The following is a 26,028-nucleotide window of genomic DNA, read 5'->3' on the forward strand; positions in this document are numbered from 1 at the left end:
GAGTGCGATGTACGCCGAGGAGCGCAAACGCCAGATTGCGTCACTTACTGCTGTGGAAGGCAGGGTGAGCGTCGCTGAACTCGCGGAGAAGTTCGATGTCACTGCCGAAACGATCCGCCGCGACCTCACCGCACTTCACGCCGATGGGATTGTGCACCGCGTACATGGTGGTGCTGTTGCAAACCAAGCGTTTCTCACCTCTGAACTCCCGCTCGATGCCCGGTCTCGTGCGGCATCTGATGCGAAAACCGCGATCGCGAAAGCTGCACTGGATTTTCTCCCCCGCCACGACAACGCCGCGATTTTTCTGGATTCTGGCTCTACAACCAGTTACTTTGCACAGTTGCTTTGCGAGGGCACCCGCGCTCAAGACTGCTCTATCGTGACAAATTCGCTGCCAATCGCCCTGGATCTTTCCTCCGCAGGCCTTGATGGCGTACAGCTTCTTGGAGGGTCAGTTCGTGCAATCACGCAAGCGGTAGTTGGTGCGACCGCACTACGAACGTTGGCATTGCTCCGCGCCGATGTCGCATTCATTGGTACCAATGCACTGACAATTGACCACGGCCTGTCTACCGCCGACTCTCAGGAAGCAGCCGTGAAATCGGCCATGGTCACAAATGCCCAGAAGGTCGTGGTCTTGTGTGATTCATCGAAGATCGGCAACGATTACCTTGTCAGTTTCGCACCCCTCGATGCCATCGACATCGTCATTACCGATAGTGGTGCACCTGAGACATTCCTCGAAGATCTCGAGCGCAATGATATTGAGGTCGTTCTTGCGCCGGTGACATCCAGCGCACATTAGTTCCGATTGTGTGGGATTCGTTGCAAAAACGGATACAATCGGACACACTGGTTGTGTGAGCAGCACAAAGAACACGGTGCGGGTAGTCACCCTCACCCCAAACCCCAGCATGGATGTGACCGTAAACGTCCCCGTGCTTAAACGCGGTGAGGTTGCGCGGATTTCCCAGACCCGAAAAGAGGCGGGTGGAAAAGGGGTCAATGTCGCGCACGCGTGTGCCAAAGCGGGCATTCGAACCATCGCGATTGCCCCCTGTGCCCCCTCCGATCCGTTTGCGGACGTCATCCGTAAACTGCCGGTGCAGTTTCACCCCGTTGCTATCGCGGCATCGGTGCGAACCAATACTGCGATCGTTGAAGATGACGCAACAACGACAAAGATCAACGAACCAGGAGCGAGGCTTTGCGACGACGAAAAGGCGGCCGTTGAATCAGCTATAGATTCAGTCGTCGCAGACGCTGAAGCCGTCGTTCTTGCAGGATCGCTTCCCCCTGGTGTCCCAACTGACTGGTACGCAGATCTTGTGGAGCGCATCCGTCGGGTTAATGCTGGCGCGCTGGTCGCAGTGGATACTTCCGATGCACCGCTGCAGGCAATTGGTGAGCGACTCGATACGAGCGCGCCGGACGTGTTGAAGCCAAACGCGTTTGAGCTCGCGCAGCTCACCGGTGGCGACGGCAGCGCATTGGAGCGCAGCGCTTCCGAGGGCGACTACGCCGCCATCGTTTCGGCAGCACAGAAACTGATTGACCACGGGGTCAACGAAGCACTGGTCACCTTAGGCGGCGCCGGTGCATGCTTAGTTACTCGCGCTGGCGCATGGGCGGCGAACCCACCTCCAGTCACGGTGCTCTCAACCGTCGGCGCTGGTGATAGTTCGTTGGCTGGCTACCTGATGGCACGGATCGCCGGGGATGAACCAGCCGAGTGCCTCCGCCGTGCAGTGGCGTACGGCTCGGCTGCGGCGTCGCTGCCGGGCACTGGCATCCCCTCTCCTTCCGATATCGACCTTGAACACACTCACGTATTCCCCGTATAGCTGCATGAAAGAAGACAACGTGAATCAACCTCTCATCACGCCAAAACTTGTCACGCTTGATGCTGACCTTGGCATTTCTCCCTCCGATGTCATTGGCCAGCTCGCTGCACGTATCGCAGATTCTGGCCGTGCGACTGATGCCGCAGCGGTGGCTGAGGCAGCCGTCGCGCGCGAGGCTAAGGCCGGCACCGGCGTGAACGGACGGGTCGCTATCCCGCACTGCCGTAGTGCCGCTGTCACCGAACCCACGCTTGCGTTTGCCCGGCTGTCCAACCCTGTTGACTTCAACGGCCCCGACGGTGACGCCGAGCTGGTGTTTCTCATTGCAGCACCTGAAGGCGGCGGCAAGGCACACTTAAAGATTCTCTCGAAGCTCGCCCGCGCACTTGTCCGCGGCGATTTCGTTGATAACCTCCGCTCCGCCGCGTCTGAGCAGGAGATTGTGGATCTTGTGCACGGCGTGGTCAATGCTGAACCGAAGAAGGCTGAACCGAAGAAGGCTGAACCGAAGAAGAAGGCCGATGCGGTGGTGTCGTCGCAAAGCAATGCGCCAATTCGTATTGCAGCGGTCACATCGTGTGCGACCGGCATTGCGCACACCTACATGGCAGCGGATGCACTGACGCAAGCAGCTAGCAAGCGCGACAATGCTGATCTTCGTGTCGAGCCGCAAGGCTCCTCCGGTGGGGATCCGCTCGACCAGGCGTTTATCGATTCCGCTGATGTGGTGATTTTCGCCCATGATGTCGCTGTTCGCGGAAAGAGTCGCTTCGCGGGTAAGCCCGTGGTCGACAGTCCAGTCAAGCGTGGTGTCAACGAACCGGACGCGATCATCGATGAGGCGATCGCCGCATCGAAGGACCCAAACGCACCTCGAGTAGCTGCAGCGTCGAAGGCAGATAGTGACGACACCGCGTCTGCCGCGACACAGAGCTGGCCAAAGCGTATCCAGCAAGCGATCATGACCGGCGTTTCCTACATGGTGCCGTTCGTCGCCGCCGGTGGCCTGCTGTTGGCCCTCGGATTTCTCTTCGGCGGCGCGGACATGGCGAATGGCTGGCAGGCACTGGTCACCGAGCACTCCCCGACCAACCTGCCGGGCAATCAGATCACTGTGGACGGCGAACTCATTGCGTTCAGCCGCTCCGGCTGGTTGCTCTACCTCGGCGCAGTGCTCTTCGCCACTGGGCAGATGGCTATGCAATTCGTCGTGCCGGCACTGTCCGGCTACATCGGCTACGGACTCGCTGGGCGCCCGGGTATCGCACCTGGCTTCGTCGGCGGCGCAATCTCCGTGATGGTCGGCGCTGGCTTCATCGGTGGCCTGATCACCGGTTTGCTCGCAGGTGTGATCGCCCACTGGATTCAGACCTGGAAGGTTCCGCGCTGGCTGAGCTCGCTCATGCCGGTGGTGATCATCCCGCTGCTGACATCGCTGTTCATCGGCGTACTGATGTTCCTGCTGCTGGGCCGTCCGCTCGGCGCTGTCATGGAAGGACTCACCGCGTGGCTGGAGTCCATGTCCGGTTCGTCTGCCGTGCTGCTTGGCGTGATCATCGGTCTGATGATGTGCTTCGACCTGGGTGGTCCGGTGAACAAGGCTGCTTACCTGTTCGGCACCGCTGGCTTGTCTGCGGGTACCCAGGGTGCGTACGAAATCATGGCTGCGGTGATGATCTCGGGCATGGTGCCGCCGATCGCGCTGTCTATCGCCACCTTCCTGCGTTCCTCGCTGTTTACCCCGGCTGAGCAGGAGAACGGCAAATCTGCCTGGCTGTTGGGATTGTCGTTCGTGTCAGAAGGCGCAATTCCGTTCGCAGCTGCAGATCCGTTCCGTGTGATCCCTTCGATGATGCTTGGCGGTGCAACCGCAGGTGCGGTCTCGATGGCCCTTGGTGTGGGTGCGCAGGCACCGCACGGTGGCGTGTTTGTGATCATCGCCTACCACCCGTGGTGGGGCATGCTCGTGGCGTTGGCTGCCGGTGTCGCGGTGGCAACGCTCGCTGTTGTGGCGCTCAAACAGTGGTGGCCTAACGATGAGATCCGAAAGGCTGCGAAACGCGAGGAAGAACTCGTGTCGGCTTAAGCACAAGGGCGTACACTCAACTGCAAAACGCATTCTTGAAAAACCGCGTGAAAGGAAAGTTGCATTATGGCTTCGAAGACGGTCAAGGTCGGTTCCACGGTTGGTCTGCACGCTCGTCCGGCGACGGTGATTGCGGACGCTGCTGGTGAGTACGATGACGAGATCCTGCTTACCCTGGTCGGCGGCGACGAGGACGATGAGACTGATGCTGCGTCCTCGCTCATGATCATGGCGATGGGTGCAGAGCACGGCGATGAGGTCATCGTCACCTCTGATAATGCCGAGGCGGTTGAGAAGATCGCCGCACTGATCGCGAAAAATCTCGACGACGAGTAAAAGCTTCTTGCTTAGCGACGACTACGCCCGGGCAACCACAGTGGTTGCCCGGGCGTAGTCTTTTTGATGGGTGAGGTTAGCGGAACTGGCCTTCACCAATATGGTCGTAAGCCCACCGCATCAGCGGATAGATAACGATGATGCCGACGGAGCCGAGGGCGATGCCTTCCAGGGTGACCTGCCCGACCTCGAAGGTGAGGTTGCCGATGCCGACAATCAGCGCGACGGCAGCTGCGGTGAGGTTCGCCGGGTCAGTGAAGTCGACCTTGTTGTCCTGCCAGATACGCACGCCAAGCATGCCGATCAGGCCGTAGAGCACCAAGCACGCGCCACCGAGCACGCCGGCGGGAATGGTGAAGATGACGGCGCCGAACTTCGGGATGAACGCGAGGATGATCGCGAAGGTGGCAGCCACCCAGTACGCAGCGGTGGAATACACCTTGGTCGCGGCCATGACTCCAATGTTTTCGGCGTAAGTAGTGGTGCCGGAGCCGCCGAAGCCACCCGCCAGGGTCGTGGCGATGCCATCGCCGATCAGTGCCCAGCCCTGCATGTGGTCCAGGTTGCGGTGGGTCATCTCGGCGACCGCCTTGACGTGTCCGACGTTTTCAGCAATGAGCACAACAAGCACCGGAAGTGTCACTAGCACGGCAGAAAGGTGGAACTCCGGAGTGTGGAACTGCGGCAGGCCAACCCAGGCGGCGTCACCGATTGTGGCCAACGCGTCCTCGCTCAAACCGCCAGTGAGCGCAGCGAAGAGCCAACCCACCAACACACCAATCAGGATGGACAGTCGGGAAAGCATCCCGCGCGTTGCAACCGTGACCACCACGATGGTCAGCAAAGTCACGCCTGCAACAGCAGGCTGGGTTTGTACGTTACTGACCGCAGTCGGTGCGAGGTTAAAGCCGATCAACGCCACAATCGCCCCTGTGACTACAGGGGGCATTACGGCGTCAATGACGCGTTTGCCGGCTTTTTGCACGATCACGCCGACAAGGATGAGCGCCACACCCGTCAGCAGCACGCCACCGAGTTGCGATCCAATGCCATACTGCTGAGACGCGGTCAGCGGGGCGATGAAGGCAAAAGAAGAGCCGAGGTAGCTCGGCAACTGGTTCCGGGTGATCAGCAGGAAGATAATCGTGCCAAGTCCGGAAAACAGCAACGTGGTGTTTACTGGGAAGCCAGTGAGCGTGGGCACCAGCAGTGTTGCGCCAAACATAGCCACCACATGCTGCATGCCGATGCCGATGGTGCGCGACCACGACAGTCGTTCGTCGGGAGCGACAACCGCCCCGGGTTTCACATGGCGTCCGTCGCCATGCAGGGTCCAACCAATTGAGTTCGTCACGAGTCTTCATTATGGCCCTCGCGCGCTTTGCATAGCTAATCGCAGCCGCAGCAGTTCGAGCGGGTAAGTTGCTCCTCATGGACATCATCATTCGACGCACCCCCGAGGAAGTCGGCACATACGCCGCCGATTGCATCGAGCCGTTCGCACGCCAAGGCGCCACCATCGGCCTTGCGACCGGATCCTCACCCAACCCAACCTATAAAGAGCTCATCCGCCGACACCGCGAAGAAGGCTTGAGCTTCGCCAACTGCAAGGCCTTCTTGCTGGACGAGTACTACGGCATCCCTCGTGACCACGAGCAGTCTTACTACTCGACGATTCGCCGCGAGTTCACCGGCTCTATCGACATTCCGGATTCGTCCGTTGCGTCTCCCGACGGCGAGGCCGCCAACCCCCAGGCAGCAGCTACCTCCTACGACCACGCCATCCGCCACGCGGGCGGTGTAGATATCCAAATTCTCGGCATTGGCGCAAACGGACACATTGCGTTCAACGAGCCGACGAGTTCGCTGCGCTCCCGTACCCGTCTCATCGACCTGCATCCACGCACGATCGAGGACAATGCACGCTTCTTCGATTCTGCCGACGAGGTCCCGCGCCAAGCCCTGACACAGGGCATCGGCACCATCCTTGAGGCACGCCACCTGGTGCTTATCGCCACTGGCCCGGCGAAGGCTAACGCGGTACAAGCACTCGTCGAGGGGCCTCTGTCCGCATCGTGCCCGGCATCGGCACTGCAGCTGCACAACGCCGCGAAGGTTGTCGTAGACGAAAGCGCCGCCGAGATGCTCACCGGGGCCGAAACCTACAAGGCGTTCGACCCTTACTGGCGCTAACACCGGGGTCAACGCCAACCCGAACCGCCAGGCTTAGGAGACGACGAACTCCGCATACTGGTCGGCGAGGACACGTGGCAGGCGGACGTCGATACGCGTGCCCTCTGCCTCGTACTCCTCGGAGCGCACTGTGCCCTCCTCGTGCACGCGGCTTACCACATCACCGCGGGTGTAGGGCACGACCATGGTCACGTGCGCGTCGATGGAGTTGAGGTGCTGCTCGATGCGCGCCTCTAGCTCGTCGATTCCCTCCCCCGTCAGCGCGGACACAAACACCGCGGTGCGGCCGGTTTTTTCAAAGGCGTGGCGAAGTTCGGCGAGCACGATCGGGTCAGCGTCGTCGATCTTGTTCACCACAACGATCTCCGGCGGCATCTCCTCGCCCGAGTCGCGTGTGACCTCTGCAAGGACCGCATTGACTGCTTCGATCTGCTTCAGTGGGAACGGATCCGAACCGTCCACGACGTGCAGGACAAGGTCGGCGCCGCTGACCTCTTCGAGCGTGGACTTAAACGCCTCAACCAGCTGGGTAGGCAGGTGGCGCACAAACCCGACAGTGTCGGTCAGCACTACGTTGCGCCCGTCTGCCAACTTGGCCTTGCGCGTCGATGGGTCGAGAGTGGCAAACAGCGCGTCCTCCACCAGCACGCCCGCACCCGTCATCGCGTTGATCAACGAGGATTTACCTGCGTTGGTGTAGCCCGCGATCGCGATCTTCGGGATAGTGGAGCGCTGGCGCTGCGCGCGCTTGATCTCTCGGGCAGTCTCCATATCGCGCAGCTGGTGGCGCAGTTTGGCCATCTCGGTGCGCAGGCGGCGACGGTCGGCCTCGATACGCGTCTCACCAGGACCACGCAGGCCCACACCGCCGTTGGAGCCAGCACGACCGCCCGCCTGACGCGACAGGTTGCCACCCCAACCGCGGGTACGGCTGTAGAGGTACTCCATCTGCGCAAGGCTGACCTGTGCTTTGCCCTCTTTACTCTTCGCGTGCTGGGCGAAGATATCGAGAATTAACATCGTGCGGTCGATCACCTTGATCTTGAGGGCTTCCTCCAGCGCGATCATCTGCGACGGCGAAAGCTCACCATCAAAAATCACCGTGTCAACGCCGGTAGACAGCACAATCTCACGCAACTCCGCAACCTTGCCGGAGCCGATATACGTACCCGGATCAGGTTTGTCGCGCTTTTGATACAGCATGTCGACGACTTCAGCGCCGGCTGTTTCCGCCAGTGCTGAAAGCTCCCACATGCGAGCCTCAATCTCTGCAAGGGTGCCTTCGGTCCACGCGCCAACGAGCAAGACCTGTTCGATGCGGAGTTTGCGGTACTCCACCTCGGTGATGTCTTTTTGGTCCTGCGAGCGGATCTCGGTCGACCCGGTCACGGAACGAAACGCGTTGCGCTCCTCCAGGTCAAGCGCGCCTACCGTCGGTGCGGATTCGTCAGGGACGGTGTTGTGCCGAAAAGCCTCACGGAGAAGTTCGTCGTGGGCGCGTTGCTCGGGCGTGGTGTCGTCGTCACGCAAAAAGCGCTCACGGCTACCGCCGAAACGGTCAAGGTGGGGTTCAGTCATTACATCCTTTAATGGAGCTTGAAATGTCCTCTTCATATCTACCCCATTAAACGCAGATACGGCCGAGATTCTTCCCCGTGTGCGACTGCGACTATTATCGGGCGCCATGAGCACAGCAATCAGCAACGACCTCGCCGCAATCGGCTTGAACTTTGATAAGTGGCAGGACGCTGTGGAAGCCGCCATTGCCACCGACCGTCTCGCAGTCACCGGTGAAGTGCGCGGCGGCCAACTGATCCAATACGCCGACCCCTCAGGTGCGCAGCTCAACATTTTGGCAGTTGAGCCGTTCGCTACCTTTGCAGGATTCGATTCCGTGACCCGCACCTACGCGCACGTCACCCCAATCAACGACGTAGTTGCGCTCGCCGACGTCGTCGACCCGCGCGGCAACGCCATGGCATCGCTGACGGTGAATCTTGCACAGGGGCCATTGCTTGTCGACGAGCCCACCCTCCAATGGCAAGAACTCTCCGTCACCGCCCTCGCACTGTCGGTGGAGAACTACACCTCCACCGACGCATACCTCGCCCTGCACCCGGGAGCGGTCGTTGGCACGGTAACCTCCCCGGGCGCCGAAGCAGTCGCATCCGGTGCCGCCGCTACCCCGGACGCACGCGCCGAATTCTCCGGCCGCGTACTGGATGCGGAATACCGCACCTCCGAACTGACCGGCCAGCGCTTCATCCACGTCTCCGTCGACGCCGCGTTCCCGTTCGACGTATGCCTGCCCGACGGCGACCTGCCGTCCCGCGACTCCGTCATCGCAGGCACCGCAGTGATGGCCGGCTCCATCCCCACTCCGACCGGTGGCGGCTGCGGCGGTTGCGGCGGATCCTGCGGTTGCGGCGGCCATTAATCCCGTAGGGCTTGAACCATGAGTTCACCGGACAAAGACCTCTCGCGAGCACTACTCGGCGCGCTCGTACTCGCCGCCTCAGTAGTGCTTGTCTTGACGTTGAAACTACCCGGTCTGCTCGTGTCTGCCCTACTGATTGTTTGTGCATTCTTCATCAGCCGACATCTGCAGCCTGACCCCGAAGTGGCAGCAATGCGCTCGTCACTGCAGTACGCGCGCGACGACATCCTCGAAATTCTCGACGCGTACGAAAAGCTCCAAAACGGCGCATCAGCCGCCGACATCGCAGACCGCACGCTGCACTACCCCGCCCTGGCAAACCCCGATAACTCTGTGCCCCAAATCAACGAGTTTCTGCTTCGAGCATCCTCTGCGCGACGCTTCATTGAGCGCGTCGACGGTTATCTCGAATCCCCCGGCACCGACAAAACCCAGCTAGAGCGCATTCTCATGGTTGCCGACGAGCGTGCCTTCGAGCTTCAGGAGGCCTGGGACGACGCACGCCGGGCCGCAAAGGAGATCGGCCCGGCGTAACGGTTTGAAGTTGCTGGTTTAGAACGGCAACTTGATCCCAAGCTGCGGCGCAAACGACAGGTGCATTGTAAGCAGGAACACACACCCATGCGCTGGGTTTTGAAAAACTCCTCGTTAAAGCGCGCTGGTCAGTTCTCCTCGAAACACGATGGTGGCCGGGCCGGTCATGGTGGCTTCGCCGTCGTTGAGCTCGACCTTGACTGCGCCACCGGGCACGTTGATGGTGACGGCACCGTTTTCAATTCCGGCGTCTGCAAGCACTGCCTGAGCTGCGGCAACCGTGCCGGTGCCGCAGGAGCGGGTCTCCCCGACGCCGCGCTCCCAGACGCGCATGTGCGCTTCGCCGTCGCGAAGTTCGGTAAGCACTTCGACGTTGACGCCTTCGGGGAAGAACTCGGGGTCGAAGGTCGGGGCGACAAAATCCATTTCCGCAAGCCCCTCAGGGGTCAGGCTCGGGATCACACAGGCGAGGTGTGGGTTGCCCACGTCCACGCCGATGCCAGCGAACTGGTTCTCCCCCATCGATGCGGTGGATACACCGGTGACCTGAACCGCCCCCATGCCGACGGAGACGACGGCGTTGGCGTCGTCAGCTTCAAGCACGCGGATGTGCTTCACCCCGGCGCGGGTGTCCACGTCGAACTCGCGGGCATCTTCAAGCCCTTCGGCGACGAGCACATGGGAGAAGGCACGGATGCCGTTGCCACACATCTCGGCGATGGAGCCGTCGGCGTTTCGGTAGTCCATGAACCACATACCGTCACGTCGGACGACACGCAGCAGGCCGTCGCCGCCGACGCCAGCGCGACGGTCGCAGAGGAAGGCGACCTGCTCAGGGGTGATGTCGAGTTGGTCGTCGACATCGATCAGGACGACGAAATCGTTTTCGGTGGCATGTGCTTTCAGGAACTTCACGCCAGCGAGTCTAACGCGAGATCCACCACGTTCGAATCGGCAGCGTCGAGCCACACCGTGCGCGGGTCGCGGTTAAACCAGGAGCGTTGCCGGCGCACGTAGCGGCGAGTACCAGTGATGGTCTGTTCGAGTGCTTGTTCTTCGGTGAGTTCCCCGTCGAACATTGCGAGAACCTGCGCGTAGCCGATGGCTCGCCCGGCAGTGGAATTGCGGACGAGGCCGTCTGTGACCAGGGCGCGGGTTTCGTCGATAAGCCCATGCTCGAACATCGTGCGGGTGCGCAGCTCGATGCGGGGGTTGAGCCACTCGGCGTTCGTGCGCAGTCCAAGAATGCGCGTGCCCCAACGTGGAGGTGCATTTTTCGGCGGTTGGGAAGCCTTGAACGGTTTGCCGGTCAATTCGATGACTTCGAGGGCGCGCACGGTGCGGCGCGGGTCTTTGTCCTCGATGATGCTGGCTGCTTCCGGATCAACCTCGGCGAGTTCGGCGTGCAGTGCGTCGACGCCGATCTCCTGCAGGCGCGCTTCATAGCGGGCGCGCACGGCGGGGTCGGTGGGTGGGAAGGACCAGGCGTCGATAAGCGACTGCACATACAGCATCGAACCACCCACCAGCACCGGCATCTTGCCGCGCGCCATAATCTCCTCAACCGTGGCCACGGCAAGTGCCTGATACTCCGCGACGGAGGCGGTCTTGGTCACGTCCCAAATATCCAACAGGTGGTGCGGTATGCCTTCGCGCTCCTCCACCGGCAACTTCGCGGTGCCGATATCCATGCCCCGGTAGAGCTGCATCGAATCCACGTTGACCACTTCCCCGCCGAACTCGTGCGCAAGCGCAATGCCAAGCGCGGACTTGCCGCTGGCGGTAGGACCTACAACTGCAATGGGATTCATACGCTCCACTCCGCTACATACCGTCCGACACCCAGCGTGTCATCGGCATCGATCAACCGCGCATCCTTGCGCTCAAGTCCTGCGAGTTCGCGCCACAGTTCCGGTTCGAGCACCTGCGTATCGACGAGCACAGCTTCACCACCGTCCAACCACCGCACAATGGCCTCGTGCGTCTCCGGCGCGCCGGGCACCAAGGCCAGCGGGGCGCGCGGAGTTAACCCCGCAGGCCCGTCGACGACGACAACGGTGATGGCGGCGGGGTCAGGGTCGTCAATGCGCGAACGTACCTCGCGAACCTCCGGGTCCCCCAGCGCAAACCTAGCGACCAGCTCTCCTAAGTGGTTCCCACACCGCACCGTGATGTCCGGGCCGCCCCAGGCACGAAACGATCCGGTGTGCGCCGTGTGCCACTGCTCGTCGAGGCAGCAGACGATATCGATCGGGTGGCCACCTGCAGTTTCTGCCAACGCACGGGTGGCGGCCAGGAGGCGCTGCGAGGCGTCGTCGTGAGGCGAGAGCGCCAACGCAGGCGATCCGGGGATGATCCAAAGGTTTGCTCTCACCCGCCCAACCCTACCCAGAGACCCAAATCACCCCGCAGCGATGTGTGTGGCTGTACGATCGCATGCATTGCGCAAAGGCAGCCGCGGCGCGCGGCACAGTGCGGCCCCAAGGCCGCGGAAAGGACGACCACCATGACCGAGTCGAACCCCACCAACACCTCTGGCAAGATCCCCTCGCCTGCCGCCATGGCGAAGAAGGGTCCGAAGCCTCGGCCACGCCCGGCCGCGGCGCCTGCCGCCCCGTCAGTGACACCGGCGCCTGTTCCGGCGCGTACGCCGTCGGACCCGTCGAAGTTTGGCCGTGTTGATGCAGACGGCAACGTCTTCCTCACCCGCGGCGGCACTGAACGCCAGATCGCGTCCTGGCAGGCAGGTACGCCCGAGGAAGGCCTCGCACACTACGGGCAGCGTTACGACGACCTGGTTACCGAAGTCGAACTCATCGAGACTCGCCTGCGCGCTCACCCGGAAGACGCCGATGCGATCCGCAAATCCGCAGAGGCACTCAAGGCATCGCTTGACGACGCCGCAGTGATCGGCGACCTCGACGCCGTCGAAGCCCGCCTCGATGCTGCCATCGCCGCATCCGCCGATGCGCGTGAGCAGGCCAAGGAGCAGAAGGCGGAGCGACGTAAGGCAGCGATCGCCCGCAAGGAAGCCCTCGCCGCCGAGGCCGAAGACCTGGCGGAAAACTCCACCGAATGGAAGCGCGCCGGCGACCGCATCCGCGACATCCTCGAGGAGTGGCGTGGCATCCGCGGCATCGACCGCGCAACCGACGACGAACTGTGGAAGCGCTACTCCCGCGCCCGCGACAGCTTCAACCGCCGCCGCGGCGCCCACTTCGCCGAGTTGGACCGCAACCGCGCCCAAGCCAAGAAGGTCAAGGAAGAACTCGTCGACCGTGCCGAAGCACTCAAGGACTCCACGGATTGGGGCAGCACCGCCCGCGCCTACCGCGACCTGATGACGGAATGGAAGGCCGCCGGCCGCGCCCCACGCGAGGTAGACGACAAGCTCTGGGAGCGCTTCCGCGCAGCCCAGGACCACTTCTTCGAAGCCCGCAACGCCGTCAACGCCGAGCGCGACCGCGAATTCGAGGCCAACGCGGAAGCCAAGGATGCGCTCATCGCTGAGTACGACGCACAGATCGACCCCGCCAAGGGCCTCGGCGCCGCAAAGGCGAAACTACGCGAACTGCAAGACAAGTGGGACGAGATCGGCTTCGTCCCCCGTGGTCGCGTCCGCGAATACGAGGACAAGATCGCCCGCATCGAACAACGCGTCTCCGAGGCCGAAGACTCCCGCTGGCGCAAGACCAACCCTGCCCAGCAGGACAAGGTCAACCAGTTCCAGGTCAAGGCCGACGACTTCGAGCGCCAGGCTCAGGAGGCGGAGGCCAAGGGCAACGCCGCCAAGGCAGCAACGCTGCGTGAGCAGGCGAAGCAGTGGCAGGAGTTCGCCGACGTTGCTGCGAAGGCTGTGAACGAGGGCTAGTGCTCACACCACAGCAGTACGTCCCCCGGCCCAGCTCATCGGAGGCAGTGGTCGGGGGTTACGCATTTTCCGCCACGCTCGCCATCCAAGACATCACAGGCCTTGCCACCTCTGGTGTGTCCGCATCGCACATTGCGAAGCGCCTCGAGCCGTCCGCCGAGTCGGAAGCAATCCTCTTCGCGCTCACCTCCCAGCAGGCACCCCGCCCTGTGACGGATTTGGGCTACCGCGAACTTTTCGACGACGACCTCGACCACACCGACGCCTGGCTCTTCATCTCCCTGCCTTTGCTCGAAGACCGTCGCGTGATCGAAGCGAACTTCACCTTCGACGCCGAGATCGCGCCCATGCCCGGCGAAGATGAACCGCCCGAACCGTGGGCCGCAGCGCTGTTGCTTCTCGACGACCTCTCCACCCGCCTCGAACGCCCCATCCGCCAACTCTGGGTGACACACCTGCCCGACGCTCCGGCATCCCCCGCGTTGACCGAAGCCGGCTACACGGCGGCCTTCCGGGAAGACCAGGCCACGTTCGAGATCAGTGCACTGGATGCCCTGCCTCGTACTGTGGCCGCCGAGTTCGCAGTCATCGAAGGCCCAGGGTTCTTCTCCAAACGCAAAGCAGGCGCCGACGAGGTAGAGCAGTTCTCCAGTCTGCTCACCGCGGCATCGCGCGACTACCCTCGCGGCGACCTGGTGATGGACACCATCAACTGGGACCTTGAGCGCATCCGCGACGCCGGCGCGAGGCTGCAAGACCGAGGCGGCTCGCAACTGACCGGGCTGGCCTACGTCGACGGCGTCATCGTCGGGCTCTGCGAAGTCGTGCGCTTCCACGCCGACGACCCGAAGGTCTGCGAACTCGGTCTTGTCTACGTCCTGCCAGAGCACCGCGGCCGTGGCATCGGCAAATCCCTGCTGCGCGCTTCACTCGAGCGAGCACACGCAACCTGGGAAGACTTGGAGACGGTGTACTGCTCCTACCCCGCCGACTCCGCGCCAGCAGCCGCCATCATGAAAACGGTCGTCGCGGAAGTGGTTTCCGCGACGACCGGGTGGCAGAAATTAGAGACATAAGCGACTTTAGCGGCTGCCAATGCTCCCTATACCGAGTTGCTTAGCATCTTTCTGAATTCGGGTTGCAAATATTTGGATAGGTCCGGAGAGTTCACGGCCCATTCTTCCCGAATCGTTTGCGTTGGATAAAAAACAGTATGTCTCACAGCATGTATAGAGTCCTTCCAAATCTTCGTATGTCATGGGTTCATTCTCCTGTAGCCCCAGGGAACTGGACAGTCGAACCAACGCCTCCTGAGTTTTGGAAAGACACTGATCGAGCCATTTTCTTCGAAATCTAGAGAATCGCCGCCTGAGAAGAATTGCTTGATACAGCTCCTTTAGGTCACCCTCGATCCTGCCGATGGACTCGATTATCAATGAATTTACGCTAAACGCCTCGGTTTCCTGCAGCCGACGGTCCAGCAGTCTCAAGTCTGCACCAAATTCAAACACGGCCAGTTCGTATTCGCTGTCTGCATTTCGCTTGCTTTTGCGGGTGCCGAGAACTTCAGTTGTAACGGCGCCTAAGACCCCACCAGTAACTGCGGCGCTGGAAAAAGCCCCTGCAGCCGAAATAATTTCCACACTGCGGACGTCGAATATCAGTTGATCTAGCAAGTTCACGAGGCGTCCTTAATGCGAATTCCCACCCTTTCCAAGAGCTCCTCCCCGCTTTGTTCTGTAAGTTCTAAAATGGCGGTTGGCACCCCGATAAGATCCATTAATTTATCCACGGCGAGAGCAGCCTTCCCAAATTCCCTCAAGTGTAGAACTACCAGTTGCGTAGTTGTTGGCGGAACCTGACGGAGGTCGTTACACAGAAGTTTACTCAACTCTTGTGATTTCTCAGACTCTTCTATATAAAGGATATTTTCTTCAATCGCCCAAAAATTTTGAGATACCTGCGCAAATTGAAGCTTCGAGAGCATAAGTTTTGCCTGTGTAATGTTAGGTCTCAACCCCGTAAACTCGATGTTTTCGGCGAATTTCTCGAGAGCGTCAGCGAACAGAATGTAGGTAGAACTACCCAACAGTTGGGGTTTTAAATCGAGCTGATAAATGTTCGAAAGCTCTCCATACGATATTAAACGGTGATCCAGGTGGCTCAACTCGGTGCTAATTCTCCCTAAGAGGCCTAGCTGACGGTAAAATTTATCAAACTCGTCTGAAATCCCGACAGACTCTTGCTGCACTTCAGGAACGTTTTCAGGCCCGACTAAAATCCGCACTCTGAACAGTTCGTGACTCAAATCCGCCAAGGGGCTATTCGATTTATCACGCTTAAAGGTGAAAGGATTCTTAAAGAGCTTCATTGAAGCTCCTCGCCAGCTGTATCTTAGCGTGTAAAACTCTATCGATATCGTTTTCGGTACTATCAAAGAATCCAGCTGGCCACTGGGCAAGGTCGCCGTATGTGTCCAGAGCGAGGGGGCTAATGGTGAACCCCAATTCATCTGCTGCCAATTGCGACCAAAGAAACGAAACATTCGGAAGCTGCCCGTGCACAGCTGGTGAAATATTAGATTCTAATATTCTCAACCGAAGGCGATTCATCAGATAGTCGCTATGCGTCTCAACAATTAGCGATTTATCGTTTGCATGTCGCAGCAAAACGTCACCGATTCTTGATTGCATGGCAGGATGCAAATGAACTTCTGGCTGCTCAATTACGACTACAGAACCGGGCGGGCTTGAATTTAAGAGAACCAAAATCGGCAGCACTTGAGACACCCCTGTCCCTAAGTCGGTCACGTTCCACGTTCCGTGTTCATTCTCTACCTGTAGCTCGTAACCGATTTTTCCTCGAGCAAACGACAAGACGCGTTCGCCCGCTCCGATCGAGATCAGATCCGATTCGATCCCATCAAGAATCTCTTGAGGACTAATAGCACTCTCTCTACGCGCCTCGCTCCAGGCACCGGCTCGAGAGGCGGCAGCTCGGACGCTATCTAAAAAGGACGCTGTGCTACCCCCTGTAATACCCAAAGGCGTGGTTCGAGAATTAACTTCGACTCCGTACGCAGGCTTTGCTTCTGCCCTTAGTGGTCCAATATATCTAATACGGTTAGCTAACTCGGCTATCGAAGCCAGGACTGCTCGTACGATCGCTACAGAGCGTACAAGCGGCAGCAATTCTGTTTTCAGACTAGCTGCTGCATCGCCTAAGAGTGGCAAGACAAGATAGTCGGACTCGCCCGCAGTAGCATCCAGGTACGCACGTATTGTCGAACCTACGGTAGGATCCGTTGGCTCGGCGACTCCATCCAGGGCTGCTTGCAGGAGGTTCTCGATCTCGTACAGCGAATCCTCTCGCCGGTTGGTGATTCTACTCCGGAACACTCTCCCTTTTTCCGCAAATGAGTCACTACCGACTAAAACTTGTAGAGTAGATGACACACGATCTATATCCTGCTTATCGATACCCTCAGTGGGTACGACAAGGAGCTTCAAAAGTTCTTCCACCGAAAGTACGCAGAACGCATCTGCGATCCTCGAATTCTCTATCCGAATAAAACTGCGAATGTCTGAGGCTTTCGACGTCGTCACTTCGTAGAAATACCCGGCCTGTTTAAGGTCTGAATCGGAATCTTCTTGATCTCCACTTGCCCCCGCAGCCTTGGAAGCAGTAGAAAGATCCAGCCAATCCAACGAGTGCACAAGTCTCAACTGAATTTCTCCAGGGGCGAAAGCACTTTTGTCGCGATCGAGATTAACGACCATCCGCTGAAGATTAAGTCGAGTGGTATCGTAGATGTCTACACCGTATTCGAGCTCGGTCTCCGCCTGAGAAGCTTCACCGGAATCCAAAATTTCCTTCCAATCAAAACCTTTAACGTCGCGGAAGCTAGGTGGCCGAAAATGAAAACGTCGTGCTCGATGCATCAGCGGATTAGCAGGAAATGCAAATCTAAAGTACGTTCTTCTTTCCCGGTCCGCCCTATTACTTAACTCCCTTGCATTCCCTAGCAATACGACTTCACCGTTTGCATTTAAACTTTCTACCTCACTCTGTGCCAATAATAAGAGTGATTGAAGAAACGATGACTTACCCGAACTATTCGGACCAGCAAGAACTGCCAAATCTTCGATGGGAACCGTTGCGAGACGGACCCCCTTGAAGCCCTCTAATTGAAAGTTAGACTTTTTCGCCGAACTCAAGCTCATACTGTGACAATTTAGCGCCACTTTAGTTGATGTATCTAGCGACCGCTTTGCTGGCGCTGGTAACGGCTGGTTTTGTAGCGCTGTGCCGCGCGGGCGCGGCGGTCGTCGACAAGCAACGGGTTCTCCTCACGTGCGTTCGCCTGATACGTCGCGGACTGCTGTAAGAGCGCCACGTCGTCACGCACCTGCGCCTTCGCACGCGCATCGGCCGCCTTCACCTGGGATTCAGACCGGGAAAGCAACAGCGGAAACAGCGTGAACACCGCAACAAACACAGCCAACATGGCCAGGTAATAACCGATGCCACGCGAAGTATCCGGGGCACTCTGGTTACGCAGCCAAATACCAAGAATGGAAAACACGGCAGAGACCGTCGTGATCATCCAGGCGGGGACGATGACAGCGAATCGTCGCAAAGCAACTGCGAGCGATGCCAACACTCCAACACCAATGAAGGAAAACCACACAAACAGGTACTCAGTAACAGTGGTGCTCGCATCGCGTGACGCCTGCGTCAGCCCCAAAACCTGCCAACCGGCCACCCCGCCCGCAAACGGCAACACCAAAGCTACGAGATACACCACTGCACACACGGCGAGCACCCACCGTCGCGTACCCATCGTGATCTGCGATGCGGCGGACTTCTCCGCGCGAGCCAACGTCTGCGAATCCTGCTGCGTCATAGCAGCCACTGTAGCCCCTAGCAGCCGCAGGACGAATCGCCGGTGGGCTGCTTGGGCGGTTGACCGATCGTCGGTAAGCCAAGCCCCACGCCGACAGGTGCAGTCGTCGGCACCTGGCCCGCCGCCGAATTGTCGCCGGCCTTCGTACGACGGTGATCACGCACCCCAGAATCTGCGATAAGGAAGTGCGGCTTGGACTCAGTGATGGTGACAGTGACGTAATCGCCCGGGCGGATCTCGCCATCAATGTCACCCTCAACCGCGAAGTGCACCAGGCGGCCATCGCGAGCGCGACCCGACATGCGGTGCGTGCGATCATTCTTGCGTCCACCACCCGCTTGCACGAGCAACTCCTGCTCCGTGCCAATCAGCTTCTCGTTCTCCTCAGCACTAATACGATCCTGCAAGGCAAGCAGGCGCTCGAAACGATCCTGCACCACAGCCTTCGGGATCTGCTGCTCCATCTCCGCAGCCAGCGTGCCCGGACGCGGCGAATACTGGAACGTAAACGCAGAGGTAAAACGAGCCTTCTCCACCACATCGAGCGTCGCCTGGAAATCCTCCTCAGTCTCACCCGGGAACCCGACAATGATGTCAGTGGTGATGGAAGCGTGCGGAAGCTTCTCACGCACCTCCTCCAAAATCCCAAGGAACTTCCTCGACCGGTAGGAACGGCGCATGTCCTTGAGCACCTTGTCGGAGCCCGACTGCAACGGCATATGCAGCTGCGGGCACACGTTCGGAGTCTCCACCATCGCGTCAATCACATCCGAGGTGAACTCCGCCGGGTGCGGCGACGTAAAACGCACACGCTCCAAGCCCTCGATGTCGCCACAGGCACGCAAGAGCTTGGAGAACGCAGAACGGTCGCGCTCCATGTCCTCGTCGACAAAGTTCACGCCATACGCGTTCACATTCTGACCAAGCAGCGTCACCTCGGACACACCCTGATCGACGAGCGCCTGCACCTCCGCCAAAATATCGCCCGGGCGGCGATCCTGCTCCTTACCACGCAACGACGGCACGATGCAGAACGTACACGTGTTATTGCAGCCCACCGACACGGACACCCAACCGGCGTAGGCAGACTCGCGCTTCGCCGGCAGGACAGACGGAAACACCTCGAGCGACTCAACAATCTCTACCTGGGCTTCGTCCTCCACCCGTGCGCGATCGAGCAACGCCGGCAATGCGGAGATGTTGTGCGTGCCAAAGACGGCGTCGACCCACGGTGCCTTCTCAATCACCGTGTCGCGATCCTTCTGCGCCAAACACCCGCCGACCGCAATCTGCATGCCCGGATGATTCGCCTTCGTGTTCTTCAACTGTCCGAGCGAGCCATACAGGCGCTGATCCGCGTTTTCACGCACCGCACAGGTATTGAAGACCACCAGGTCGGGCTCAGTCCCCTCGTCTGCCGCCACGTACCCAGCATCCTCGAGCAGACCCGAAAGACGCTCAGAATCGTGCACGTTCATCTGGCAGCCGAACGTCCGCACCTCATAGGTGCGCGAAGTGGTGTTTTCAGAGGTATTTGCCGTAGTCACGGCGAGACAGTCTAACCAGGCAAAGCGCCCAAACCTAACCGCAAATGACAAACACTTTCCCAGTTTTGGTCACCCGCATCACAGTTTTGGCCTACTGTGCCTTGTATGACACAGGAGATTGCCGAACCCATGATTCGCATGGTGGGTGTGGAGAAGTACTTCGACGACTTCCACGCACTACAAAACATCAACCTTGAAGTCCCCCGCGGACAAGTAGTCGTAGTGCTGGGACCGTCCGGATCGGGAAAGTCCACCCTGTGTCGGACGATCAACCGCCTCGAAACCATCGAGGAAGGCACGATCGAAATTGACGGCCGTACCCTCCCCGCCGAAGGGAAGGAACTGGCCCACCTCCGTTCAGACGTAGGCATGGTGTTCCAACAGTTCAACCTGTTTCCGCACCTGACCATTCTGGACAACGTCACCCTGGGCCCCATCAAGGTCCGCAAGGTGAAAAAGACCGACGCCACCGCACGCGCTCGCGAACTGCTCGACCGCGTGGGGATCGGCAACCAGGCAGAAAACTATCCGGCACAGCTCTCCGGCGGCCAGCAGCAGCGCGTCGCAATCGCACGCGCCCTTGCGATGGAGCCGAAAGTCATGCTTTTCGACGAACCCACCTCCGCCCTCGACCCCGAAATGGTCGGCGAGGTCCTCGACGTCATGACAGAACTGGCCGAAAGCGGCATGACCATGGTCGTGGTCACCCACGAAATGGGCTTCGCCCGCAAAGTTGCCGACCGCATCTTGTTCATGGCCGATGGCGAAATCGTCGAAGACACCGACCCCGAGTCGTTCTTCACCAACCCGCAGTCCAGCCGTGCACGAGACTTCCTCGGCAAGATCCTGCCCCATTAACCCACCCACGTTTCTTACAAGGAGAATCACCATGAAGCGCACCGCACGTTTCGCATCGACCACTGCCGCAGCTCTGCTCGCGGCCACCACACTCGTCGCCTGCGGCGGCGACTCCGCCGGCGACGCCGAAGGCCTTCTCGCACAGATCGAGGCCGGCAACGTCACCCTCGGCACTAAGTACGACCAGCCGGGCCTAGGCCTGCGCGAAGCCGACGGCTCCATGACCGGCCTCGACGTCGACGTCGCCACCTACGTGGTCAACCACATTGCCGACGAAAACGGCTGGGAGCATCCAGAAATCACCTGGCGCGAAACCCCCTCGGCACAGCGCGAAACCGTGCTGCAAAACGGTGAAGTCGCAGCAATCGCCGCGACCTACTCCATCAATAAGTCACGCTCCGAAGCAGTCGACTTCGGAGGCCCCTACCTGCTGACCCACCAGGCCCTGCTCGTCCGTTCCGACGACGCCGAGATCACCGGCCTCGAAGCCCTCGACGGCCGCATCCTCTGCTCCGTCACCGGCTCCACCCCGGCACAGAAGGTCAAGGACACCCTGCCGGGCGTCCAGCTCCAGGAATACGACACCTACTCCTCCTGCGTCGAAGCCCTGCGCAACGGCAACGTCGACGCCCTCACCACCGACGCAACCATCCTCGGCGGCTACTCCGCACAGTCCCCGGGCGACTTCAAGGTCGTCGAGCTGAAGAAGGACGGCGAGCAGTTCACCAACGAGCACTACGGCGTCGGCCTGAAGAAGGAAGACCCGGGCGCACTCGAGGCCGTCAACAAGGCACTCAACGCCCTTTACGAGGACGGATCCTTTGACAAGTTCGTCAACGACAACCTCGACGGCGGCCAAGGTGTTGAAAAGGACAAGGTCGGCGACCTGTCCTTCGTCGAGTAGCACCTGCCGTGTGGCTGGGTGAACCCCACCCGGCCACCGAGCCCCAACCTTTCTTCATCTCCTTCACGTATTGGAAGTTCCCGCCATGGATGCAATGTGGGCTGATCTCGCGCCCAAACTGTGGCCAGCATTCTGGACCACAATCAAGCTGACGTTCTACTCCGCCATCGGATCAATGATCCTGGGCACCCTGCTCACCGCATTGCGGGTCTCCCCCGTTGCCATCCTGCGAAACCTGTCAGCGTTTTACATCAACACCGTCCGCAATACCCCGCTGACGCTGGTGATCCTGTTCTGCTCGTTTGGCCTCTACCAAAACCTTGGCCTTGAGCTCGCGAGCCGCGAATCCAGCACCTACCTTGCAGACCAAAACTTCCGCCTCGCAATCCTCGGCTTCATCCTGTACACCTCGTGCTTCGTCGCCGAATCGCTCCGAAGCGGCATCAACACCGTTCACTTCGGACAAGCCGAAGCCGCACGCTCCCTCGGACTGAGCTTCGGGCAGATCTTCTCGTTGATTATCTTCCCCCAAGCTCTGCGTGCAGCAATCGTTCCGCTGGGCAACACGCTGATCGCTTTGACGAAGAACACCACGATCGCATCGGTCATCGGCGTCGCGGAAGCATCGCTGCTGATGAAATCCACCATCGAATTCCACGCAAACCAGCTCTTCGCCATTTTCGGCATCTTCGCCCTCGGCTTCATCGTGCTCACACTGCCAACAGGGCTCGTCATCGGCTGGCTGTCTAACCGTCTGGCGGTGAAACGCTAATGCCATCCTCACTCCGCGCAACCGTGCTTTACGACGCCCCCGGGCCCAAAGCCGTACGCCGCAACTACATTTACACCGCAATCACCATCGCTGTCCTACTTCTCGTCGGCTGGTGGGTACTGAGCAAACTAGCCACACACGGCCAACTCGATGCTGAGCGCTGGACCCCCTTCACCCAGGGAAACACCTGGACCACCTACATCATCCCCGGCCTCGTCGGCACCATTAAGGCCGCCGTCGTATCGGTGCTGCTCGCAATTGTCTTCGGCGTGTTTTTCGGGCTTGGCCGGCTCGCCCCGAACAAACTCGTACGCGGGTTCTGCGCTGTGGTTGTCGAGTTCTTCCGCGCCATTCCAGTGCTGCTACTCATGATCTTCCTGTACCAGGTCTTCGCGGTATACAAGATCGTTCCACCAGCGTCGCTCGCGTTTTGGGCCGTCGTTGTGGCACTGACGCTCTACAACGGCTCCGTTATCGCCGAGATCCTCCGCGCCGGCATCAAATCGCTACCCCGCGGGCAAACGGAAGCAGCCCAGGCGCTTGGGCTTAGCCACTGGCAAACCATGGGCAAGATCTTGCTGCCCCAGTCCGTCGCAGCCATGCTGCCGGCACTGATTTCCCAGATGGTCATTGCGCTGAAGGATTCCGCCCTGGGCTACCAAATTGGCTACGTCGAGGTTGTCCGCTCCGGCACGCAGGTCGCCTCTGCAAACCGGAACTACTTGGCGTCGCTCATCGTGGTGGCCATCATCATGATCCTGATCAACTACGCGCTGACAATGCTCGCAACCCGCGTCGAGCGCCAACTACGCGCCGGCCGAGCGCGCCGCAACCCCTTTGCCAAGGTGCCCACCGCTGGCAAGGAAGTGGGCCTGGACACCAAGGACACCGTCAACCTCGACTGGCAAGCCCCTGGGTACCAGCAGATCGACAACCCCGTGGAGAAACACTAACCCCGCGTGCGGAGTCACCACCCCGCGTCACGCGTGGGCTTCGCACTCGGCGATGCGTTCGTCGAGCGCTTCCCGGCCCAGGCGCATTGCCAGCCCCTGGTGAAACCCACGGCGGGCAAGCGCCCCAACGATCCGGCGCAAAAACTTGTCGTACTCTGCCCGATCCTCGGGTGCGTGTTTCACCTTGCGCGCCGCCTTTTCGGCGACCCCGCGGGCGATGCGCTCTTCGTCGTCGTCTGTGATCTGCTCGAGCGCAGCCGCACGGTCCGCACTACCCACCCCTTTGTCACGCAGCTCCATATCGAGCGCACGAGCAGACTTTCCGCGACGCGCAGCGCGCTGACGCACCCACTCAGAAGCAAATGCTGCGTCGTTGAGCAGGCCTGAGCTGGCGAGGTCGTCGAGAACTTCGTCGACAAGCATGGGCTCAAACTCAGCCTTGATCAGCCGACCACGCAGCTCCTCACGCGAGCGCGCCCGCTGATCCAGCAGCCCTAATGCGCGTTTGCGTACCGGCGCCTTCGCCTCCTCATGTGCGTGGTCGATGAAACCCGACCCCGGCTCGTACGCCTCGAGAGCAGCTTTGAGGCGCGCAATCTTTTCGGGGTCTGCCATATGCTACTTCTCGTCCGCCTTGGCGTCGTCTTCGTCGTCAAAATCGATGTTGGGCACCATGTCTACGGGATCATCCGACAAGGCATCGTCGTCAACATTGGCATACTTGCCCACACCAAGCGCGCGGAAGATTTTGTCTTCGATTTCGTCGGCCAGGTCCGGGTTGTCTTTGAGGAACAGGCGCGCCTTTTCCTTACCCTGCCCCAACTGGTCGCCCTCGTAGGTGAACCACGAGCCGGACTTCTTCACAATGCCGTTTTCCACGCCCATGTCGATGATGGAGGACTCCCGCGAGATGCCCTCGCCGTACATGATGTCGAACTCGGCGATCTTGAACGGCGGGGAAACCTTGTTCTTCACAACCTTCATCCTGGTGCGGTTACCGATGGAATCCTGGCCGTCCTTCAGGGTTTGAATACGGCGGACATCGCAACGCACAGACGCGTAGAACTTCAAGGCCTTACCGCCAGTGGTCGTCTCCGGGGAGCCGAACATCACGCCGATCTTCTCGCGCAGCTGGTTAATGAAGATAGCGGTAGTCCCGGAGTTGTACAGCGCACCGGTCATCTTGCGCAGTGCCTGCGACATCAAACGTGCCTGGAGGCCGACATGGGAGTCACCCATCTCGCCCTCGATTTCAGCCTTCGGGGTCAGCGCTGCAACAGAGTCGATCACGATCATGTCGATAGCACCAGAACGCACCAGCATGTCCGCGATCTCAAGCGCCTGCTCGCCCGTATCCGGCTGGGAGACCAGCAAATTGTCGGTGTCCACGCCGAGCTTGCGGGCGTAGTCAGGGTCGAGGGCGTGCTCGGCATCGATGAACGCCGCGATGCCGCCTGCGCGCTGCGCCTCCGCAATCGCATGCAGGGCAACGGTCGTCTTACCGGACGACTCCGGGCCGTAGATCTCCACGACCCTGCCGCGTGGCCAGCCGCCGATACCAAGGGCAACGTCGATAGCAGTGTTGCCGGAAGAGATGGACTGAATCGGCGGGCGATTCTCGTCGCCCAAGCGCATGACGGCGCCCTTGCCAAAGTCCTTCTCAATCATCGCAAGCGCAGCGTCGAGCGCGTTCTGGCGCGAGTTCGCGGCGGAAGCGGCAGTCTTCTTCTTCGTTGCCATGTGGTGTTTTCCTCCAAATTGTCGGTGGTGCGACGGTTGCCGCATCCACACTGTGTGTTAGTCCGTGCCTATTAGACGCACGCGCCTACCCTTCGGTTCCCTCCAAAACAAGGAAAGTTCCTCGGGGGGCGAATACAGGAGCCACTTTAGAATGCGGCTACGACATCGAACACTGTACACGCAAGCGTGTTCGAACGGGAATTCAAAACCCGGGCCTGTCAATGCCAAGTCGGCGCTCTTCCGGAATGTCAAACGCTTCACAGAGTCCGCGCCACGCCTCGCGGGGATCGACACCACTTTCGATCATGTCCGCCGCGGTGCGCTCGTAGCCCGGTATCACCTGCGTATCGATAATCCACTTGGCTCGACCCGCGCCAAATTCGTCCTCGACCAGTTGATGAAACTCCGTCAAACGCATGACTCAACACGCTACCCGAACACGCGTTATTGAACGGCGTTCAGGTACACTGCCGCGCATGAGTAAATCTTCCACCGCGCAGGACATTGCGCTCATCGCCGTCTTCGCGGCCATCATCATCGCTCTCGGCTTCGTCTCCATCCCCGTCGGCGCCGCAGGCGTGCCTATCGTGCTGCAAAACGCAGCCATCATCCTCGCCGGCCTCGTCCTCGGCTGGCGCCGCGGCCTGTTCACCGCAGGTATCTTCCTCCTGGTCGGCCTCGCACTACCCGTGCTTGCAGGCGGCCGCACCGTCATCTCCGCACTCGGCGGCACGACCGTGGGCTACCTTGTGGGCTACCTCGTCTCCGCTACCGTCGCGGGCCTGATCGCCTACCGTGCGCCATTCCGCCGCAACACCGCAGCTACGATCGGCGTCCTCATCGTCGCCGGCTACGTTGCCCTGTTCTTCCAGTACCTCTGCGGCGTATTCGGCCTCATGGCCCGCGCTGAGATGTCCTTCGGCGCAGCATGGGCCGCACAGGTGCCATTCCTGCTGCCTGACGCCGGCAAGGTCGCTCTCATGATCGCCATCGCAATCGCGGTGCACCAGGCGTTCCCTGACCTGCGCGGTAGTCGTCGATAAG

General features: G+C 60.1%; 27 protein-coding genes. 14 read left to right on the forward strand and 13 right to left on the reverse strand.

Going from position 1 to position 26,028, the window contains the following annotated elements:
- Positions 1–7 precede the first annotated feature (7 nt).
- From HMPREF3048_RS05225 to HMPREF3048_RS05240, 4 genes are all read left to right on the forward strand, one after another.
- Entirely contained in the window at positions 8–808 is an 801-nt protein-coding gene (locus tag HMPREF3048_RS05225; RefSeq protein WP_070771396.1) for a DeoR/GlpR family DNA-binding transcription regulator, read from the forward strand.
- Positions 809–863: 55 nt separating this feature from the next.
- Positions 864–1,847, forward strand: a complete 984-nt coding sequence (locus tag HMPREF3048_RS05230; RefSeq protein ID WP_256380736.1) for a 1-phosphofructokinase family hexose kinase — start codon at positions 864–866, stop codon at positions 1,845–1,847.
- A gap of 19 nt (positions 1,848–1,866) precedes the next feature.
- Positions 1,867–3,933, forward strand: a complete 2,067-nt coding sequence (locus HMPREF3048_RS05235) for a PTS fructose transporter subunit IIABC (protein ID WP_141758862.1) — start codon at positions 1,867–1,869, stop codon at positions 3,931–3,933.
- A gap of 66 nt (positions 3,934–3,999) precedes the next feature.
- Positions 4,000–4,269: an HPr family phosphocarrier protein gene (locus tag HMPREF3048_RS05240; protein ID WP_070422337.1), complete on the forward strand. Its 270-nt coding sequence runs from the start codon at positions 4,000–4,002 to the stop codon at positions 4,267–4,269.
- 76 nt (positions 4,270–4,345) lie between these two features.
- Here HMPREF3048_RS05240 and HMPREF3048_RS05245 read toward each other — a convergent pair whose 3' ends face one another.
- Positions 4,346–5,623: a uracil-xanthine permease family protein gene (locus tag HMPREF3048_RS05245; RefSeq protein WP_070771399.1), complete on the reverse strand. Its 1,278-nt coding sequence runs from the start codon at positions 5,621–5,623 to the stop codon at positions 4,346–4,348.
- Between the two features lie 77 nt (positions 5,624–5,700).
- Between HMPREF3048_RS05245 and nagB the strand changes: the two genes are divergently transcribed.
- A complete protein-coding gene (gene nagB / locus HMPREF3048_RS05250; RefSeq protein WP_070422335.1) occupies positions 5,701–6,462 on the forward strand; it encodes a glucosamine-6-phosphate deaminase in 762 nt (253 codons plus the stop codon).
- 33 nt (positions 6,463–6,495) lie between these two features.
- Here the strand turns inward: nagB and hflX are convergent, their stop codons facing one another.
- Positions 6,496–8,040, reverse strand: a complete 1,545-nt coding sequence (gene hflX, locus HMPREF3048_RS05255; RefSeq protein ID WP_083279406.1) for a GTPase HflX — start codon at positions 8,038–8,040, stop codon at positions 6,496–6,498.
- A gap of 118 nt (positions 8,041–8,158) precedes the next feature.
- On the opposite strand from hflX, the gene HMPREF3048_RS05260 reads away from it, so the two are divergent.
- Together HMPREF3048_RS05260 and HMPREF3048_RS05265 are read left to right on the forward strand one after the other, a co-directional pair.
- Entirely contained in the window at positions 8,159–8,899 is a 741-nt protein-coding gene (locus HMPREF3048_RS05260; RefSeq protein WP_070771578.1) for a hypothetical protein, read from the forward strand.
- A gap of 18 nt (positions 8,900–8,917) precedes the next feature.
- Positions 8,918–9,433, forward strand: coding sequence for a hypothetical protein (locus HMPREF3048_RS05265; protein WP_070483813.1), 516 nt, complete (start codon positions 8,918–8,920; stop codon positions 9,431–9,433).
- 114 nt (positions 9,434–9,547) lie between these two features.
- Here HMPREF3048_RS05265 and dapF read toward each other — a convergent pair whose 3' ends face one another.
- Genes dapF through HMPREF3048_RS05280 form a run of 3 tightly spaced genes read right to left on the reverse strand, consistent with a single transcriptional unit; the run spans position 9,548 to position 11,807 of the window.
- Positions 9,548–10,348 (reverse strand): diaminopimelate epimerase, encoded by an 801-nt coding sequence (dapF, locus tag HMPREF3048_RS05270; protein ID WP_070771400.1) that lies wholly within the window; start codon positions 10,346–10,348, stop codon positions 9,548–9,550.
- A complete protein-coding gene (gene miaA / locus HMPREF3048_RS05275; RefSeq protein WP_070771401.1) occupies positions 10,345–11,244 on the reverse strand; it encodes a tRNA (adenosine(37)-N6)-dimethylallyltransferase MiaA in 900 nt (299 codons plus the stop codon). The genes dapF and miaA overlap by 4 nt, the downstream gene beginning before the upstream one ends.
- On the reverse strand, positions 11,241–11,807 hold the full coding sequence (locus tag HMPREF3048_RS05280) for a hypothetical protein (protein WP_070771402.1): 567 nt from the start codon (positions 11,805–11,807) through the stop codon (positions 11,241–11,243). The genes miaA and HMPREF3048_RS05280 overlap by 4 nt, the downstream gene beginning before the upstream one ends.
- A gap of 132 nt (positions 11,808–11,939) precedes the next feature.
- Between HMPREF3048_RS05280 and HMPREF3048_RS05285 the strand changes: the two genes are divergently transcribed.
- Together HMPREF3048_RS05285 and HMPREF3048_RS05290 are read left to right on the forward strand one after the other, a co-directional pair.
- Complete coding sequence (locus HMPREF3048_RS05285) at positions 11,940–13,304, forward strand: DUF349 domain-containing protein (protein ID WP_070771403.1); 1,365 nt, start codon at positions 11,940–11,942, stop codon at positions 13,302–13,304.
- Complete coding sequence (locus HMPREF3048_RS05290) at positions 13,304–14,380, forward strand: GNAT family N-acetyltransferase (RefSeq protein WP_070771404.1); 1,077 nt, start codon at positions 13,304–13,306, stop codon at positions 14,378–14,380. Before HMPREF3048_RS05285 ends, HMPREF3048_RS05290 begins: the two co-directional genes overlap by 1 nt.
- A gap of 6 nt (positions 14,381–14,386) precedes the next feature.
- Here the strand turns inward: HMPREF3048_RS05290 and HMPREF3048_RS05295 are convergent, their stop codons facing one another.
- Genes HMPREF3048_RS05295 through miaB form a run of 5 tightly spaced genes read right to left on the reverse strand, consistent with a single transcriptional unit; the run spans position 14,387 to position 19,757 of the window.
- Positions 14,387–14,986, reverse strand: a complete 600-nt coding sequence (locus HMPREF3048_RS05295) for a hypothetical protein (RefSeq protein ID WP_070771405.1) — start codon at positions 14,984–14,986, stop codon at positions 14,387–14,389.
- Positions 14,983–15,675, reverse strand: coding sequence for a hypothetical protein (locus HMPREF3048_RS05300; RefSeq protein ID WP_070771406.1), 693 nt, complete (start codon positions 15,673–15,675; stop codon positions 14,983–14,985). The genes HMPREF3048_RS05295 and HMPREF3048_RS05300 overlap by 4 nt, the downstream gene beginning before the upstream one ends.
- Complete coding sequence (locus tag HMPREF3048_RS05305; RefSeq protein WP_083316767.1) at positions 15,662–17,527, reverse strand: AAA family ATPase; 1,866 nt, start codon at positions 17,525–17,527, stop codon at positions 15,662–15,664. Before HMPREF3048_RS05305 ends, HMPREF3048_RS05300 begins: the two co-directional genes overlap by 14 nt.
- Positions 17,528–17,562: 35 nt before the next feature.
- The gene (locus HMPREF3048_RS05310) at positions 17,563–18,210 is read right to left on the reverse strand and encodes an Rv2732c family membrane protein (RefSeq protein WP_070771408.1); all 648 of its coding nucleotides are present in this window, start codon (positions 18,208–18,210) and stop codon (positions 17,563–17,565) included.
- A gap of 17 nt (positions 18,211–18,227) precedes the next feature.
- Positions 18,228–19,757 (reverse strand): tRNA (N6-isopentenyl adenosine(37)-C2)-methylthiotransferase MiaB, encoded by a 1,530-nt coding sequence (gene miaB, locus HMPREF3048_RS05315; RefSeq protein WP_070771409.1) that lies wholly within the window; start codon positions 19,755–19,757, stop codon positions 18,228–18,230.
- A 129-nt stretch (positions 19,758–19,886) separates the two neighbouring features.
- Here miaB and gluA point away from each other — a divergent pair, with 129 nt between their 5' ends.
- From gluA to HMPREF3048_RS05335, 4 genes are all read left to right on the forward strand, one after another.
- Positions 19,887–20,615, forward strand: a complete 729-nt coding sequence (gluA, locus tag HMPREF3048_RS05320; RefSeq protein WP_168167340.1) for a glutamate ABC transporter ATP-binding protein GluA — start codon at positions 19,887–19,889, stop codon at positions 20,613–20,615.
- Positions 20,616–20,646: 31 nt separating this feature from the next.
- Positions 20,647–21,519, forward strand: a complete 873-nt coding sequence (locus tag HMPREF3048_RS05325) for a glutamate ABC transporter substrate-binding protein (RefSeq protein ID WP_070422324.1) — start codon at positions 20,647–20,649, stop codon at positions 21,517–21,519.
- A gap of 85 nt (positions 21,520–21,604) precedes the next feature.
- Positions 21,605–22,291 carry an amino acid ABC transporter permease gene (locus tag HMPREF3048_RS05330; RefSeq protein ID WP_070771411.1) on the forward strand — a complete coding sequence of 229 codons (687 nt, stop codon included), beginning with the start codon at positions 21,605–21,607 and terminating at the stop codon, positions 22,289–22,291.
- Positions 22,291–23,244, forward strand: coding sequence for an amino acid ABC transporter permease (locus HMPREF3048_RS05335; RefSeq protein ID WP_070771412.1), 954 nt, complete (start codon positions 22,291–22,293; stop codon positions 23,242–23,244). The genes HMPREF3048_RS05330 and HMPREF3048_RS05335 overlap by 1 nt, the downstream gene beginning before the upstream one ends.
- A gap of 27 nt (positions 23,245–23,271) precedes the next feature.
- Here HMPREF3048_RS05335 and recX read toward each other — a convergent pair whose 3' ends face one another.
- The 3 genes from recX to HMPREF3048_RS05350 form a co-directional block, all read right to left on the reverse strand.
- The gene (gene recX, locus HMPREF3048_RS05340) at positions 23,272–23,859 is read right to left on the reverse strand and encodes a recombination regulator RecX (RefSeq protein ID WP_070771413.1); all 588 of its coding nucleotides are present in this window, start codon (positions 23,857–23,859) and stop codon (positions 23,272–23,274) included.
- A 3-nt stretch (positions 23,860–23,862) separates the two neighbouring features.
- Positions 23,863–24,984 (reverse strand): recombinase RecA, encoded by a 1,122-nt coding sequence (recA, locus tag HMPREF3048_RS05345; RefSeq protein WP_070422320.1) that lies wholly within the window; start codon positions 24,982–24,984, stop codon positions 23,863–23,865.
- 202 nt (positions 24,985–25,186) lie between these two features.
- Complete coding sequence (locus HMPREF3048_RS05350; RefSeq protein WP_070422319.1) at positions 25,187–25,402, reverse strand: DUF3046 domain-containing protein; 216 nt, start codon at positions 25,400–25,402, stop codon at positions 25,187–25,189.
- A gap of 58 nt (positions 25,403–25,460) precedes the next feature.
- Between HMPREF3048_RS05350 and HMPREF3048_RS05355 the strand changes: the two genes are divergently transcribed.
- Positions 25,461–26,027: a biotin transporter BioY gene (locus HMPREF3048_RS05355; protein WP_070422318.1), complete on the forward strand. Its 567-nt coding sequence runs from the start codon at positions 25,461–25,463 to the stop codon at positions 26,025–26,027.
- Position 26,028: the final 1 nt, after the last annotated feature.

Origin of the sequence: Corynebacterium sp. HMSC075D04 (assembly GCF_001815635.1) — a bacterium.
Taxonomy (GTDB): Bacteria; Actinomycetota; Actinomycetes; order Mycobacteriales; family Mycobacteriaceae; genus Corynebacterium; species Corynebacterium coyleae.

Coding starts and splice junctions, on each gene's coding strand:
- HMPREF3048_RS05225 (WP_070771396.1), top strand. CDS start 8: ATGTACGCCGAGGAGCGCAAACGCCAGATTGCGTCACTTACTGCTGTG.
- HMPREF3048_RS05240 (WP_070422337.1), top strand. CDS start 4,000: ATGGCTTCGAAGACGGTCAAGGTCGGTTCCACGGTTGGTCTGCACGCT.
- nagB (WP_070422335.1), top strand. CDS start 5,701: ATGGACATCATCATTCGACGCACCCCCGAGGAAGTCGGCACATACGCC.
- hflX (WP_083279406.1), bottom strand. CDS start 8,040: ATGACTGAACCCCACCTTGACCGTTTCGGCGGTAGCCGTGAGCGCTTT.
- HMPREF3048_RS05265 (WP_070483813.1), top strand. CDS start 8,918: ATGAGTTCACCGGACAAAGACCTCTCGCGAGCACTACTCGGCGCGCTC.
- miaA (WP_070771401.1), bottom strand. CDS start 11,244: ATGAATCCCATTGCAGTTGTAGGTCCTACCGCCAGCGGCAAGTCCGCG.
- HMPREF3048_RS05285 (WP_070771403.1), top strand. CDS start 11,940: ATGACCGAGTCGAACCCCACCAACACCTCTGGCAAGATCCCCTCGCCT.
- HMPREF3048_RS05300 (WP_070771406.1), bottom strand. CDS start 15,675: ATGAAGCTCTTTAAGAATCCTTTCACCTTTAAGCGTGATAAATCGAAT.
- HMPREF3048_RS05305 (WP_083316767.1), bottom strand. CDS start 17,527: ATGAGCTTGAGTTCGGCGAAAAAGTCTAACTTTCAATTAGAGGGCTTC.
- HMPREF3048_RS05310 (WP_070771408.1), bottom strand. CDS start 18,210: ATGACGCAGCAGGATTCGCAGACGTTGGCTCGCGCGGAGAAGTCCGCC.
- gluA (WP_168167340.1), top strand. CDS start 19,887: ATGATTCGCATGGTGGGTGTGGAGAAGTACTTCGACGACTTCCACGCA.
- HMPREF3048_RS05325 (WP_070422324.1), top strand. CDS start 20,647: ATGAAGCGCACCGCACGTTTCGCATCGACCACTGCCGCAGCTCTGCTC.
- HMPREF3048_RS05330 (WP_070771411.1), top strand. CDS start 21,605: ATGGATGCAATGTGGGCTGATCTCGCGCCCAAACTGTGGCCAGCATTC.
- HMPREF3048_RS05335 (WP_070771412.1), top strand. CDS start 22,291: ATGCCATCCTCACTCCGCGCAACCGTGCTTTACGACGCCCCCGGGCCC.
- recX (WP_070771413.1), bottom strand. CDS start 23,859: ATGGCAGACCCCGAAAAGATTGCGCGCCTCAAAGCTGCTCTCGAGGCG.
- recA (WP_070422320.1), bottom strand. CDS start 24,984: ATGGCAACGAAGAAGAAGACTGCCGCTTCCGCCGCGAACTCGCGCCAG.
- HMPREF3048_RS05350 (WP_070422319.1), bottom strand. CDS start 25,402: ATGCGTTTGACGGAGTTTCATCAACTGGTCGAGGACGAATTTGGCGCG.
- HMPREF3048_RS05355 (WP_070422318.1), top strand. CDS start 25,461: ATGAGTAAATCTTCCACCGCGCAGGACATTGCGCTCATCGCCGTCTTC.